The organism is Sphingomonas glaciei, from assembly GCF_023380025.1.
Lineage (GTDB): Bacteria > Pseudomonadota > Alphaproteobacteria > Sphingomonadales > Sphingomonadaceae > Sphingomicrobium > Sphingomicrobium glaciei.
In genome coordinates, this window is sequence record NZ_CP097253.1 from 1,159,736 (window position 1) to 1,173,483 (window position 13,748).

The window sequence follows — 13,748 nt, forward strand, 5'->3', positions numbered from 1 at the left end:
TTGGGAACACACGAGGACATGGACTGACGTGAGCGAAGATACCCGCAACATGATCCTCGCCATCGTGCTGAGCGCTGCTGTGCTGCTCGGCTGGGGCCTCTTGTCGGAGCGCTACTTCCCGACTCCGAAGCCAGCGGTCACCGCGAGCAAGAACGGTTCGCCGGCGGTCCCGGCCCAGACCCCGGGCGCACCCGCCGCAGCGGCGGCCCCGGCGCTTTCGCGGGCGCAGGCGCTGCAGGGCGTCCCGCGGGTCAGGATCGAGACCCCCAATCTCGTCGGCTCTCTCAGCCTCAAGGGCGCGACCTTCGACGACTTGCGGATGGTCAACCAGACCGATCGCGTCGGCAAGGACGCCCAGCCTGCCCGCCTGCTCAGCCCGGCCGGTGCAGCGGGTGCCTATTTCGCGCGCTTCGGCTGGACCGGCCAGGGCGTCGCGGTGCCCGACGCCAATACCGTCTGGACCCCCAGCGCCGCCACCCTCACCCCGGGCAAGCCGGTCAACCTGAGCTGGACCAACCCGACCGGCCAGCGCTTCGAACTCACCGTCGCGGTCGACGACGGCTACCTGTTCACCGTGACGCAGCGCGTGTCGAACCTCGGCGGCGCGCCGATTGCGGTGCGCCCGTTCGGCCTCCTCAGCCGCGCCAACGCCGGTCCTGACGCCAAGTCTGACGGCTGGACGCACCACGTCGGCCCGATGAGCGTGATCGACGGACGGTCCGACTATGAGGTCAATTACGGGACCCTCGACGACGAAGGCTCCAAGCGCTTTACCGGCAGCAATGGCTGGGTTGGGTTCACCGACAAATATTGGCTGACCGCGCTTGCGCCGGTCGGCAATGCCCCGCTCAGCGCCAGCCTGCGCCGTGGCCAAGGCACCAGCTACCAGGCCGATTATGCGCTTGAGCCGACCATCGTCGCGCCGGGCCGGGCGATCCAGGCCAGCACCCACCTGTTCGCCGGGGCCAAGGAGAAGAAGTGGCTCGACGCCTATGAGGCTTCGGGCGCGGTGCCGGTGATCTCCGACTCGATCGACTGGGGCTGGTTCGAATTCGCCATGCGGCCAATCTTCGCGCTGCTGATCTGGCTGTTCGGCGCCATCGGCAACTTCGGCTGGGCGATCATCGCGCTGACCTTCATCGTCCGCCTGCTGATGTACCCGATCTTCGACCGTCAGTTCCGCTCGATGGCGGGAATGCGCGCGATGCAGCCCAAGATGAAGGAGCTGCAGGAGCGTCACAAGGACGACAAGACCAAGATGCAGCAGGAGCTGCTCGAGCTGTACAAGCGCGAGAAGATCAATCCTGCCGCCGGCTGCCTGCCGATCCTGATTCAGATCCCGGTCTTCTACGCGCTCTACAAGGTGCTGACCGTGACCGTCGAAATGCGCCATCAGCCGTGGGAACTGTGGATCAAGGACCTGTCGGCGCCCGACCCGCTGACTCCGATCAACCTGTTCGGCCTGCTGAACTTCGACCCGCCGGGCCTGCTTCACCTGGGCGTGCTGCCGATCCTGCTCGGCATCACCATGTGGCTGCAGTTCAAGCTCAATCCGGCGCCGATGGACGACATCCAGAAGCAGATCTTCTCGATCATGCCGTGGGTGATGATGTTCGCCATGGCGCCGTTCGCCGCCGGCCTGCAGCTCTACTGGGTGGTCTCCAACCTCCTCGGCATCGCGCAACAGAAGTATCTCTACTCCAAGTATGATGCGGAGAAGATCGCGGCGCGGGCCGGCGTGGCGACGGCCAAGACCTGATGGAAGAGCATGATGCCGAACTGACCGAGCGGGCGCGCAAGCTGTTCGCCGGTCCGGTCGAGTTTCTGAAGTCGGCCCCCGGGCTCGAGTTCCTGCCCGGTGCCGACGCGCCCGAGGTCGCCTTCGCTGGGCGCTCGAACGTCGGCAAGAGCTCGCTGCTCAACGCCATCACCGGCCGCAACAAGCTGGCACGGACGTCGAACACGCCGGGCAGGACGCAGGAGCTTAACTTCTTCGACGTCGGCAACCCGCTCGTCCTGCGGCTGGTCGACATGCCGGGTTATGGCTTTGCCGAAGCGCCCAAGGACATGGTCAAGCGCTGGCGCTTCCTGGTGAACGACTATCTGCGCGGGCGGCAGGTGCTGAAGCGCGCGGTGGTGCTGATCGACAGCCGGCACGGCGTGAAGCCGGTCGACCAGGAGATCATGGCCATGCTCGACGCCGCCGCGGTCGGCTACCGGCTGGTGCTGACCAAGGCCGACAAGATCAAGGCCAGCGAGCTTGCCGCGGTGCGCACCGCGACCGAGGCCGAGGCGCGCAAGCATCCGGCCGCCTTCCCGCAGCTGATCGCCACCTCGTCCGAAAAGGGCATGGGCATCGCCGAGCTGCGGACAGCCTTGCTCGAAGATGCGTTGAGCTAATTCAACCGACGGCGGAGACCCCATTGCTCAAGCTCATTCTCGGCAACAAGGCCTATTCCTCCTGGTCGATGCGCGGCTGGCTCGCGCTCAAGGCGTCGGAGCTGGAGTTCGAGGAACTGGTCGTACCGCTCTACGACAGCGGCTGGAACGAGCGGCGCGAGGGCGACGAATTTGCCCCGTCGTCGGGCAAGGTGCCTTTGCTGTGGCATGACGACCTGGTGGTGTGGGACAGCATGGCGATCATCGAATATTGCGCCGACCTGACCGAAGTCATCCGCTTCTGGCCCGAGGATATCGCGGCTCGCGCCATGGCCCGCTCGATGGCGGCGGAGATGCACTCGGGTTTTGCGGCGCTGCGCCGCGAGTGCCCGATGAACGTGCGCCGCAACGTGCCCAGGCCCGACCTGTCGCGCGACACGATCGCCGACATCAACCGCATCCTCGTCCTGTGGGCGCAGGCCAGGGCCCGGCACGGAGGCAGTGGTCCGTTCCTGTTCGGCGACTGGACCGCGGTCGACATGATGTATGCCCCGGTGGTCACCCGCTTCCTGACCTATTCTATCCCGGTCCCGCCCTTCGCCCGCCAGTATATGTCCGACGTGCTTCGGCATCCGCATGTCGCCGCATGGATCGAAGCGGCGCAGGACGAACCGTGGGTTATCGAACAATATGAAGGCGATCACGGAACCGCCTGACTCCCCGTTCGTCTCGGGGATGTGCGTAAACTTTTCCTTATCGCCGCGGTAGTTACCGTCTCGGCTTGTGCCACTCCCAAAGCGCAAATCGCGGAGGGCCTGACCGGTTATGGGGTCGCTGAGGGCCCCGCCAAATGCGTTGGCGAACGACTACAAAGCAATCTTTCGCTCGGCCAGTTGCGGGAGCTTGGCCGCGTCGCCAGCGCCACCCGCGCGCGTGATCCCGACCCCTCGCGGCTGACCATCGACGACTTCCTTCGCGCTGCCAGCGAAGTGCGCGACCCGCAGATCGGCATCGAGGTCGCCAAGGCCGCCGGGCGCTGCAACCTGGTGCCGCTGGGCTTTGCCCCGGCCAAGTATGAGATGGACGACGCCTGAGCCTGTCGGACTGCCCCGCGGGCTGCTAGCAAGCGGCCCATGCCCATCATCGACCCCGTCGACCTTGCCGCCCGGCTGATCTCCGTCTCTTCGGTCACGCCCGCCAGCGGCGCGGTATTCGATGTGCTCGACGAAGCGCTGGGCAGCCTCGGGTTCGCCATCCACCGCTTCACGCTTGGCGAGGCCCCCGACGGACCGACCGAGAATATGGTCGCCATCCGTGATCGCGGCCCGGGGCCACACGTCGGCTTTGCGGGCCACCTCGACGTCGTGCCTGCCGGGGAGGGATGGCAAGGCGATGCCTTCACCGCCCGCATCGAGGATGGACGCCTGATCGGTCGCGGCGCCAACGACATGAAGAGCGCGATCGCCGCCGCAGTCGCCGCCGTGTCCGGGATCGACCAATCGAACGGCACGCTATCCTTCCTCATCACCGGCGACGAGGAAGGCTATGCCACCTACGGGACGCCGCGAATCATCGATTGGCTGAACGAGCGGACGATCCGCCCCGACATGATCCTGATCGGTGAACCGACCAGCGAGACCCGGCTTGGCGACACGGTAAAGATCGGCCGGCGCGGCTCGCTCAATTTCTGGATCAAGACCAAGGGAATCCAGGGCCATGTCGCCTACCCGCACAAGGCCGACAATCCGGTGCCCCGCCTGGCCCGGATCGTCGCTGCCCTGTCGGCGCTCCACCTCGACGACGGTACCGACGCGTTTCCGCCCTCCAACCTCGAATTCGTCGCGCTCGGCACGCCGACCGCCGCAAGCAACCTTATTCCCGGCGAGGCAAGCGCGCAGGGCAATATACGCTTCAACAACCTGCACTCAGGCGAGCAGCTGATCGGCCTGCTGACCGAGACCGCCCAGGCGATAGACCCGACCTGCGAGCTGCGGACGCGGATTTCCGGCGAGGCATTCCTGACCCCGCCGGGCAGGCTCTACGACCTCGTCACCGAGGCGATCAGGGAGGAATGCGGGATCGCGCCCGCGCTTTCGACCGGCGGCGGCACCTCGGACGGCCGGTTCCTGATTAAGCTCTGCCCGGTGGTCGATTTCGGGCTGCCCAACGCCAGCATGCACAAGGTCGGCGAAAGCGCGGCCGTGGGGGACATCGAGGGTTTGGCCCGGATCTATCGTCGGGTCTTCGAAGGCGGCCTGAAAGCCTAGGCCGCGCTTCGGTCTTCGCTCACCGCGTGCGAGGTCCAGGCCAGGAATTCCTGCTCCAGCATCGGTTGTGCGAAGACGAAGCCCTGGATGGTCTCGCAGCCCATGGTACGCAGGATATCGGCCTGAGCGACCGTTTCGACCGCTTCGGCCACCAGTTCGCAGTCGACTCCGCGGACCAGCTGGATCACTGCCTGGACGACGTTGCGCGCCTGTTCGCTGGTGGTGATGTCGTGGATCAGCGACTGGTCGAGCTTGACCCGGTCGAGCGGCAACTGGCGCAGCCGGGCGATGTTGGAATAGCCGGTGCCGAAATCGTCCAGCGCGATGGTCGCGCCGTCGCGGCGGATATCGGCCATTTCGGCCAGCGTCGCCTGGGAGCATTCCATCGCCGTCGATTCGGTGATCTCGATCTCGATCCGGTCGAGGCCGACCCCGGCCTCGGCGAAGATTTGGCGCAGCTTGGGGAAAAAGTCCTGCCGTTCCAGCTGGCGCGGGGAGACGTTGAAGGCGACCCGCTTCGGCCCCTCCTGCGTTTCGCTCCAGCTGGCCAGCATGGCGGCCACCTCGGCCATCACCCATTCGCCAATCTCGCTGATGATCCCGGTCTGCTCGGCGATCGAAATGAACTGGTTGGGCGGGACCATGCCGCGCAACGGATGCTTCCAGCGCAGTAGGGCTTCGGCGCCCGTCACCGCGCCGCTGACGAGGCTGAGCTGCGGCTGGAGGACGAGGCGGAATTCACCGCGCTCGACCGCATCGGCCAGCGCTTTCTCGGTGTCGATCCGATGCTGGTGCTCGGCCGCCAGCGAATCGCTGAACAGGCAGTGCCCGTGGCCACCACGCGACTTGGCGCGGTACATGGCGATGTCGGCCGCGCGCATCAGCTCTTCGACCGAGCGACCGTGCCGAGGCCCGAGGGCCAGGCCGACCGAGGCGCCGACGTCGATGCTGTGGCCGTGCAATTCGAAGGGCTCTCCGATCGCCAGCACCACGCGGCGAGCGATCCGCTCCGCCTCCGTTTCTCCAGCGACGTCAGGAAAGAACAGCGTGAATTCGTCGCCCGCGAGCCGTGCGAGCAAGGGCCGCCGCGCGGCGCCGACCGCCTCGCTGTTGATCAGCACGCGAAGCCGGTTGGCGACCATCACTAGCAACTGGTCGCCGCGGGCATGGCCGAGGCTGTCGTTGACCGCCTTGAACCGGTCGAGGTCGACGAACAGCATGGCGGGAGTGCGGTTCTCGGACTTGGCGAGCAGCCGCTCCGCCTCGGCCCGGAAATTGAGGCGATTGGGCAGGCTGGTGACGGGATCGTACATCCCCAGCGCCTGCGCATTGTCGATCGAGCTGCGAACCTCGGCGAACAGGGTATCCACCGCCGCCGCCACCTTGGGCATCGCCCTCCGCACCGCTTCGGGCGCCGGGCTGGTGAGGTCGCCCTCCTCAACCGCCAGCAAGCGGTCGCGCAGCGCCGCAAGCGCCCGGGCACCGGCGCTGTTCGGGCGCTCGGCGGCGATATAGCAGACCACGAGGCAGAAGCCGCCAGCGACCACCGCGGCAGTGATCTGCTGCGGCAGCTGAGTGATGGTCACGAAGACGTACAGCGAGAAGACAAAGGACGCGACGCCAGCCAGGCCGGACAGGACCATGTTGCTGATCTTTTGCGCAGTGCCGACCTTCATCACCTCCGCTGCATTAAGGATGCGGAGTTAAGAAGCGGTATAGCCGTGCGGACGCCCGCTCAGCGCCGCAGGATGAGGTACAGGCTGCCGCCTCCACCGTGGCGGCGATGCGCGCTGCGGACGGCGGCGATCCGCTCGGCATGGCGCGATACCGCAAGCCAGTCGTGAACGGCGGCGCGGATCTTGCCGCGCTGGATCGGCGGCTCGCCGGGTCGGTGGTGGCCGGTGATCAGCAGCAGCACGCGGTCGCCGGTCAGGACCGCCCGCTCGAGCGCCGCGTCCAGCGCTTCATAGGCGCGCTCGAGGTTATGGCCGTGGAGATCGATCGTGCGGTCGACGGGAATGTTGCCGCTCTTCAGCCGCCGTTCCCAATGGCTGTCAAGATTGCCGTGGATGGTCGCGCGGCGGACCGGCGCGGCGGTCACTTCACGCGGCGGCGGAACCCGCCCCTTGGCTGGCCGGCCGGGCGGGGTCACGGAGGGCAAGGCAATCGCCGGTTGCACCGCCGCGACTTGCCGGGGCCTCACCGGCCCATCCCTGCTGAGCGGCGTAATGGACGCGGTCACCCGCGCCCACAGCGCCGCTTCGTCAGGGCTGAGCGACCGCACGTTGGCTCAGCAGTCGATCGACGCTGACCCGGGGAAGCAGCAGTAGCGCCTCGCCCTTGGAGGACATGCCTCCGGCGATGCGCCGCGCTTCCTCGCCGGCACCCCAGAAGGTGTCGAAGCGATTGGCACCCTTGATCGCGCCGCCGGTATCCTGCGCCACCCACAAGCCGTCGGCGTCGTTGGTCGCCATGTCGAGCCACACCGGGGCGCCTAGCGGCACGAACATCGGGTCGGTCGCGACGGTCCCGCGCGCGGTAACCGGCAGGCCGAGCGCGCCGAGCGGTCCGGGGCCGGTCAGTTCCTTGAAGAAGATCTTCGACAGGTTCTCGCGCATCAGGCCCATCCCGCCGTCGGGCTGCGCGCGCATCCAGCGCTTGATCGAATCCATGTCGGCGCCGCCCGGCGGCAGGATACCGCGGTCGCGCAGCAGCTTCCCGACCCCGACATATTCGCGGCCGTTCTGGTTGTCGTAGCCGATTCGCATGACCGAGCCGTCCGGCAGCTTGAGCCGGCCCGAGCCCTGGATCTCGAGGAAGAACATGTCGATCGGATCGGCGGCGTAGGCAAGTTCGAGCCCGCGTCCGGCCAGCGCTCCGTCGTAGATCTCGACGCGTGTCCAGTAGGGGACGCATTGCCCCGTCTCGTCCAGCCGCCCGCGTCCGGCAGTCCCGTCGGTGCGCGTGCAACGGACGAGGTCGGCCGGGGTGCGATAGATCGGCAGCGCATAGCCGGGTCCGGGCACCCGCGAGCCGAGGATCTCGGGCTCCCAATAGCCGGTCGCGAACGCCGGCTCGGCGCCGACTTTCACCCACGAAAAGCCTGTCTCGAAGAAGCGCTTCGCGTCGGCAGAGGTGTCGGGCACCAGCCGGGCCTGGTTGCAGACCGCGCGCCAGTCCTCGCCCTGGGTCAGGCCGGAGGTGTCGGGACGGCGGACCACCGACGGGCAGGAAATGCGGAACGCCGCCAGCGCGCGAAGCGCGGCCTCGGCGGTAAACGGGCGCGGCGCGGCGGGCGTGATCCCGCTCAGCGCCGCGGTCGCGGGCTTGGGCGGGGTCGGCGTCGGCACTGGCTCGGGCGTGGCCACCGGCGGTGTCGGCTCAACCGTCGGCAACGGGCGAGTGGCACAGGCGGCCAGCGACAGGGCGAGCAGCGCTCCAAGCCCGAACTTAAGGGACGTCACCTTATTCGTCGTCGGTTTCGACCAGGATCCAGTTGGGATCGCTGCTGCCAAGGTCGCGGCGGAAGGTCCACCGGTCGCGGGTCTGGACCGCATCGCTGACCGAACCGGCAAGCACGTTGCCCTCGGCGTCGCGGGTGATCGCCACGATATCGGCCTCGAAGCGGACGGTGATCGTCGCGACCTTGCCGGCGGTGTTGGCGGCGGCGATGATCGCCTGCTCGATCGCGATCAGGCGATTGTCGAGCCGCTGCCCGGCCGCCTCGCGCTCGGCGATCGCCTCGTCGAAGGCGCCCGCGATCTCGGGATCGAGGAAGCTGCGGACCTCGTCGATCTGGCCCTTCCAAAAAGCATCCAGGATCATCCGGTAGGCGCCCTGCGCGCCTTCCAGGAACCGGGCCACGTCGAAGCTCGGGTCCGCCGCCAGCAGCGCGCGGACGCCGGGTCCGGCGGTCGGCAGGTAGGCGGTGTCGAGCGGCTCGACCTGAGCACCGTTGGCCTGGGCCGGCGAGACCTGCGCAAGCTCGTTCTGCTGCGCGAGTTTCGGCCGCGGCTCATTCGGGTTGCGGGGCAGCTGCTGTTCATGCCCGGTGCGTTCGCCCAGAACGCTGTACAGGCGAAAACCGACAAACAAGGCAACCAGTGCGAGGATGATGATCGAAACCAAGAGTGTCGCCTTCTTTCCCGTCGGGAGTGTATCACAGCAACGCCTAACATAGGCACTGGTGTCCAAGCCGCAAACCCTGGCCCCAAGCATATCTCGCGCCATTGCACCGCTTCGGCCCGGCTGCTAGTCGCCCGCCCCGAACAAGCCGCGGGAAGCAGCCAATTTCCCGTGCCTTTCCTTGTAGCATGTTTGAGGGCATTTGATCATGGCCGCTTCCGATCCCGTTTCCACCGGCGCCAACGGCTCCGCCGAGCCGACCGCCGACGCTCCCCAAGTCGCCGCGCTGGCGCAATATGTGAAGGACCTCTCGGTCGAGAACCCCTCGGCGCCGCAGGTCTTCCAGTGGAACGAGCAGCCCCAGCTCGACGTCCAGTTCAACATCGCGGTCAACAAGATCGCCGACGACGTCCATGAAGTCGTGCTGAAGATCGATGCTTCGGCGCGCTCGGCCTCGGGCGTGCAGTTCGTGCTCGACCTCAGCTACGCCGGCATCTTCGGCCTCCGCAACATTCCGGAAGATCAGCTTGCGCCCTTCATGCTGGTCGAAGCGCCGCGCCTGCTGTTCCCGTTCGCCCGCCAGGTGGTCGCCGCCGCGACCCAGGACGCCGGCTTCCCGCCGCTGATGCTCGATCCGATCGACTTCGCCAGCGTCTACCTGAGCCAGCTCGAAACGGCGCAGGCGATGGCCGACGCCGGCGAACTGCCGCAGGGCGACACCGTTCAGTAAGAGCGCTCCTCCCCTTGCCGGGGAGGGGAACGGGGGAAGGCTAGGCCGATGAATCTCCTCAAGGCCACCGGCACCATCGGCGGGCTAACCATGGTCAGCCGGGTGCTGGGCTTCGTCCGGGACATGATCGCTGCGCGCCTGCTGGGCGCAAGCCATGCCAATGACACCTTCAACCTCGCATTTCTGCTTCCCAACATCTTCCGCCGGCTCTTCGCGGAAGGGGCTTTCTCATCGGGGTTCGTACCCCTGTTCAGCCGCCGCCTGGCCAAGGGCGGAGAGCAGGACGCCGAAGCCTTTTCCAACGAGATCCTCGCGGTGTTCATGCCGGCGTTGCTGCTGGTCACCGTGGTGTTCGTCATCTTCATGCCCGGGGTCATCGCGCTGGTTGCCGGCAGCTACCGCGATGTGCCGGGCAAATATGAGCTGGCGGTCGAGCTCACCCGCTGGACGTTCCCCTACCTATTCTTCATCAGCCTGGTCGCGCTCCTATCGGGCATCCTCAACTCCCTGACCCGCTTCGTTGCGGCCGCCTTTGCGCCGGCGCTGCTCAACCTAGTTCTGATCGCGGCGCTGGTGATTGCCCCGCGCAACGACGACATTGCAACGGTCCGGATCATGGCGATCGCCGTGCTGATCGGCGGCGTCGTCCAGTTCGCCCTGTGCTGGATGGCCGTCCGCCGCGCCGGGGTTCGCCTCTCCCTCCGCCGCCCGCGGATGACCCCGGCGGTCAAGGAACTGGTCGTCCTGATCCTGCCGGCCACCATCGCGGCGGGCGCCTACCAGATCAGCCAGCTGTTCTACGCCTTCTTCTCCGCCCGCCTCGGCGAGGGCGCGTTGACGATGCTGAGCTATGCCGATCGTCTTAATCAGCTTCCTCTGTCGATCATCGGCACGGCGCTGGGCGTCGCCATCCTGCCCGCGATCAGCCGGGCCATCGCCACCGACAACGAGGCCGAGGCAGCCGACGTCCAGGCCCGCGCGTTCGAGCTGTCGATGCTGCTGACCATCCCTGCCACGCTGGCATTGATGGTTGCTGCCTTTCCGATCATCGGCGCCCTGTACCGGGCCGGCGACTACAGCCTCGAGGCGGCCACCACGACCGCCAACATCCTTGCCCTGCTGGTAACCGGCCTGCCCGCCTATGTGCTGGTTAAGGTCCTGACCCCCGCCTTCTACGCCCGCAAGGACGTGAAGACCCCGGTGTGGATCGCGATGGGCATCCTGATCGCGTCCATCCCCGCCAACTTCCTGCTGATCGATCGCATCGGCATCTACAGCCTAGCGGTTGTGACCTCCACCGGAGCATGGCTCAATTTCATTAGCCTGCTGGCCATCCTCTACGCCCGTCGTCAGTTCCGGATGCCGGTCTGGTTAGTCAGCCGCGTCGCGCGGCAACTGGTGGCGGCGCTGGCGATGGCAGGCTCCTTGTTCTTTCTTTGCTCGGCGCTCGCCGACTGGTTTCTGGGCAGCTCGATCGAGCGTGCGGTCGGCCTTGCCATCCTGTGCGGTACCGGCGGGATCGTCTATTTCGGCGTCGCCTTCCTGATTGGTGGGGTCGATCGGGACGCACTGGCCGCGCTGCGTCGCCGTCGCCCCGTGACCGAGGCTGAGCCGTCATGAGCACCACGCCCGTCACCCGGGTCCTGTCGGGCATCCAGCCGACCGGCAACCTCCATCTCGGCAATCTGCTGGGCGCGATCCTGCGCTGGGTCAGGATGCAGGACGAGGCGCCGTGCCTGTTCTTCCTCGCCGACCTCCATTCGCTGAGCGATCACACCCCCGCCGACACCCGCCGCGCGCAGATCCGCAGCATGGCGGCGGCGTTGCTCGCCAGCGGGATCGATCCCGACAAGGCGGTGCTGTTCGCCCAGTCCGACGTCCCCGCCCATGCCGAGCTGTGCTGGATGCTCAACGGCACCGCCCGCATGGGCTGGCTCAGCCGGATGACCCAGTGGAAGGACAAGTCGGGCAAGAACAAGGAGGGCGCAAGCGTCGCGCTGTTCGACTATCCGGTCCTCCAGGCCGCCGACATCCTGCTCTATCGCCCTAGCCACGTGCCCGTCGGCGAGGACCAGAAACAGCATATCGAGCTGACCCGCGATATCGCGACCAAATTCAACCTCGACACCGGGACCGAGACCTTCGTCCTGCCCCAGCCCTTCATCGGCGGCGGCGTCGCGGCGCGGGTCATGTCCCTGCGCGACGGCAGCGCCAAGATGAGCAAGTCCGACCCGTCGGACATGAGCCGCATCAACCTTATCGACAGCGACGACGAGATCGCCGCCAAGATCCGCAAGGCGCGGACCGATCCCGAGCCGCTGCCGGGCGACCCCGATCTGCTCAAGGAGCGACCCGAAGCGCGCAACCTGGTCGGGATCATGGCCGCGGTCACGGGAGAGAACGAGACCACGATCCTCGCGCGATTCGAGGGCCAGGGCTTCGGCGCGTTCAAGCCGGCGCTGGCCGACGCCCTGGTCGCCGCGCTCGCTCCCATCCGCACCCGCTACGAAGCGCTTCAGGGCGACCATGCCGAACTCGACCGGCTGCTCGACGAAGGCGCTGAAAAGGCGCGGCAATTGGCCGCCCCAACCCTACTTGCGGCCAAGCGCGCGCTGGGTCTCGGGCGCTAAGGGTCGGGCACGGCTGGTCGCTTGGCTGGCACCCTTCATCGACGGTTCAACTCGCTCGGTGTTATAAGCCACTCGTTTACCGGGACTTTCCCCCGATTCGAGGGTTTCCGCATCATGACGTTCCTTAAGAAGATTGCCGCCGCCGCCATGATAGGCGCGGCCAGCGTGGGCCTCTCGGCCTGCGCCATGGGCCTTCCCGCCAAGGTCACCCGCTTCCAGGCCATGCCCGCGCCGCAGGGTCAGAGCTTCTATGTCGTCCCCGGCCAGGGTCGCGCGCAGGGCGGCGGGCTGGAGTTCAACCAATATGCCGCTTTGGTCGCCCAGCAGCTGCAGGCGCAGGGCTATGCCCCGGCCGCCAGTCCCAGCCAGGCGAGCATGATCGTGCAGCTCGGCTACACCGTCGACCAGGGGACCGAACGCCAGGTCGTCGATCGCTTCGGACCGGGGGGCTACGACCCCTTCTATCGCGGTTTCTACAGCCCCTACGGGCGCTTCGGCAGCCGTTTCGACCCGCGCTTCGGCATCTATTACGGGCGGCCCTATTACAGCCGCTACGGCGGCTATCGCTCGGCCTTCTACTACGGTTGGGACGACCCGTTCTGGTTCGGCGGCCCGAGCGTCCGCCAATATACCGAGTATAAGTCGGAGCTCGACCTCGACATTCGTCGCCGGGTCGACAATCAGCAGCTGTTCGACGGCCGTGCGCAGGCGCGCTCGACCACCGACAATGCGCAGGTGCTGGTCCCCAACCTGATCCAGGCCATGTTCACCGGCTTCCCCGGCCGCAATGGCGAGACGATCAAGATCACGGTGCCGGCGCAGAAGCGCTAAACCCACGGTTGAACGAGATAGAAGGCCGTCCCTGCCAGCGCTGGGACGGCCTTGTTCGCGTCTACTTCGCGCGCTCGATCCGCTTAGCCGCCTCGTCGATGATGTCGACCACGTCGTTCAGGAGCTCTTCGTTCCAGCCGCCGTGCGCCGCGCGGTTGCGGAGCGCGGTCATCAAATTGCCGACCGCCCGGCCAAGCTCGGGGCGGCTCGATTGGCGGCGCCCTTCCCCGCTCGCCTGCAATCGCTCGAACAGCGCGGTCACTTCGTCGGCACGCTCCTCCAGCATGGCGCGACCCTCATCGGTGATGGCAAAGCTCTTCTTCGAGCCGCTGCTCGCCTGCCGCTCGATCAGGCCCATGTCTTCCAGCAGTTCAAGCCGGGTGTAGAGGATGCCCGCACTCGGCGTGTAGTCGCCGTGGGTCAGCTCCTCGAGCGCCTTGATGATCGCATAACCGTGGCGCGGCTCGTCGGCGATCAGCTTGAGGATGATGAGCTGAAACTCCTCCGAGTTGAACATCCGCCGGCGCCGGCCGCGGGGCGGACCGCCGAACCCACCGCCACGAGGCCCGCCTTCGACCGGTCCGCCGCCATGTTCGAAGTGGATGTTTCCCCACGGAAATTCCCAGTCGCGGCTGCCGAACTGGAACACCGGCGGCCCATCGCCGCAACCGTGCCGCCTGCCATGAAAATGGAATCGCATGACTCCCTCCTGTCTTGAGCGCTCAAGATATATCTTGAAAGAACTTCGTCAAGACAGGCATGGCGCTTGGGTTCGCTTCTTTCTAC

At 66.8% G+C, this 13,748-nt stretch carries 14 protein-coding genes; 9 read left to right on the forward strand and 5 right to left on the reverse strand.

Translation table 11 applies throughout. From position 1 onward, the window contains the following. Positions 1-28: 28 nt before the first annotated feature. Genes yidC through dapE form a run of 5 tightly spaced genes read left to right on the forward strand, consistent with a single transcriptional unit; the run spans position 29 to position 4,646 of the window. Complete coding sequence (yidC, locus tag M1K48_RS05610) at positions 29-1,759, forward strand: membrane protein insertase YidC (protein ID WP_257794171.1); 1,731 nt, start codon at positions 29-31, stop codon at positions 1,757-1,759. Then, positions 1,759-2,400 (forward strand): ribosome biogenesis GTP-binding protein YihA/YsxC, encoded by a 642-nt coding sequence (gene yihA / locus M1K48_RS05615; RefSeq protein ID WP_249504863.1) that lies wholly within the window; start codon positions 1,759-1,761, stop codon positions 2,398-2,400. The genes yidC and yihA overlap by 1 nt, the downstream gene beginning before the upstream one ends. A gap of 23 nt (positions 2,401-2,423) precedes the next feature. Next, positions 2,424-3,095 carry a glutathione S-transferase family protein gene (locus tag M1K48_RS05620; RefSeq protein WP_257794172.1) on the forward strand — a complete coding sequence of 224 codons (672 nt, stop codon included), beginning with the start codon at positions 2,424-2,426 and terminating at the stop codon, positions 3,093-3,095. 21 nt (positions 3,096-3,116) lie between these two features. Continuing rightward, on the forward strand, positions 3,117-3,473 hold the full coding sequence (locus M1K48_RS05625; RefSeq protein ID WP_249504864.1) for a hypothetical protein: 357 nt from the start codon (positions 3,117-3,119) through the stop codon (positions 3,471-3,473). A gap of 39 nt (positions 3,474-3,512) precedes the next feature. Further along, a complete protein-coding gene (dapE, locus tag M1K48_RS05630) occupies positions 3,513-4,646 on the forward strand; it encodes a succinyl-diaminopimelate desuccinylase (RefSeq protein ID WP_249504865.1) in 1,134 nt (377 codons plus the stop codon). On the opposite strand, the gene M1K48_RS05635 is transcribed toward dapE, so the two are convergent. The 4 genes from M1K48_RS05635 to M1K48_RS05650 all read right to left on the reverse strand — a co-directional run bounded on the left by M1K48_RS05635 (position 4,643) and on the right by M1K48_RS05650 (position 8,774). Next, entirely contained in the window at positions 4,643-6,322 is a 1,680-nt protein-coding gene (locus M1K48_RS05635; protein ID WP_249504866.1) for a putative bifunctional diguanylate cyclase/phosphodiesterase, read from the reverse strand. The two genes, dapE and M1K48_RS05635, sit on opposite strands and share 4 nt — an antisense overlap. Positions 6,323-6,381: 59 nt before the next feature. Beyond that, entirely contained in the window at positions 6,382-6,849 is a 468-nt protein-coding gene (locus M1K48_RS05640) for a Smr/MutS family protein (RefSeq protein WP_249504867.1), read from the reverse strand. Between the two features lie 61 nt (positions 6,850-6,910). Continuing rightward, positions 6,911-8,110, reverse strand: coding sequence for a murein transglycosylase A (gene mltA / locus M1K48_RS05645; RefSeq protein ID WP_249504868.1), 1,200 nt, complete (start codon positions 8,108-8,110; stop codon positions 6,911-6,913). Position 8,111: 1 nt separating this feature from the next. Further along, complete coding sequence (locus M1K48_RS05650; RefSeq protein WP_249504869.1) at positions 8,112-8,774, reverse strand: Tim44/TimA family putative adaptor protein; 663 nt, start codon at positions 8,772-8,774, stop codon at positions 8,112-8,114. Positions 8,775-8,979: 205 nt separating this feature from the next. On the opposite strand from M1K48_RS05650, the gene secB reads away from it, so the two are divergent. From secB to M1K48_RS05670, 4 genes are all read left to right on the forward strand, one after another. Next, positions 8,980-9,501, forward strand: a complete 522-nt coding sequence (secB, locus tag M1K48_RS05655; protein ID WP_249504870.1) for a protein-export chaperone SecB — start codon at positions 8,980-8,982, stop codon at positions 9,499-9,501. A 48-nt stretch (positions 9,502-9,549) separates the two neighbouring features. Further along, positions 9,550-11,121, forward strand: a complete 1,572-nt coding sequence (murJ, locus tag M1K48_RS05660; protein ID WP_249504871.1) for a murein biosynthesis integral membrane protein MurJ — start codon at positions 9,550-9,552, stop codon at positions 11,119-11,121. Further along, a complete protein-coding gene (gene trpS / locus M1K48_RS05665) occupies positions 11,118-12,131 on the forward strand; it encodes a tryptophan--tRNA ligase (RefSeq protein WP_249504872.1) in 1,014 nt (337 codons plus the stop codon). The genes murJ and trpS overlap by 4 nt, the downstream gene beginning before the upstream one ends. 114 nt (positions 12,132-12,245) lie before the next feature. After that, entirely contained in the window at positions 12,246-12,962 is a 717-nt protein-coding gene (locus tag M1K48_RS05670) for a DUF4136 domain-containing protein (protein ID WP_249504873.1), read from the forward strand. A gap of 61 nt (positions 12,963-13,023) precedes the next feature. Here M1K48_RS05670 and M1K48_RS05675 read toward each other — a convergent pair whose 3' ends face one another. Next, on the reverse strand, positions 13,024-13,662 hold the full coding sequence (locus M1K48_RS05675; RefSeq protein WP_249504874.1) for a PadR family transcriptional regulator: 639 nt from the start codon (positions 13,660-13,662) through the stop codon (positions 13,024-13,026). Between the last annotated feature and the right edge of the window lie 86 nt (positions 13,663-13,748).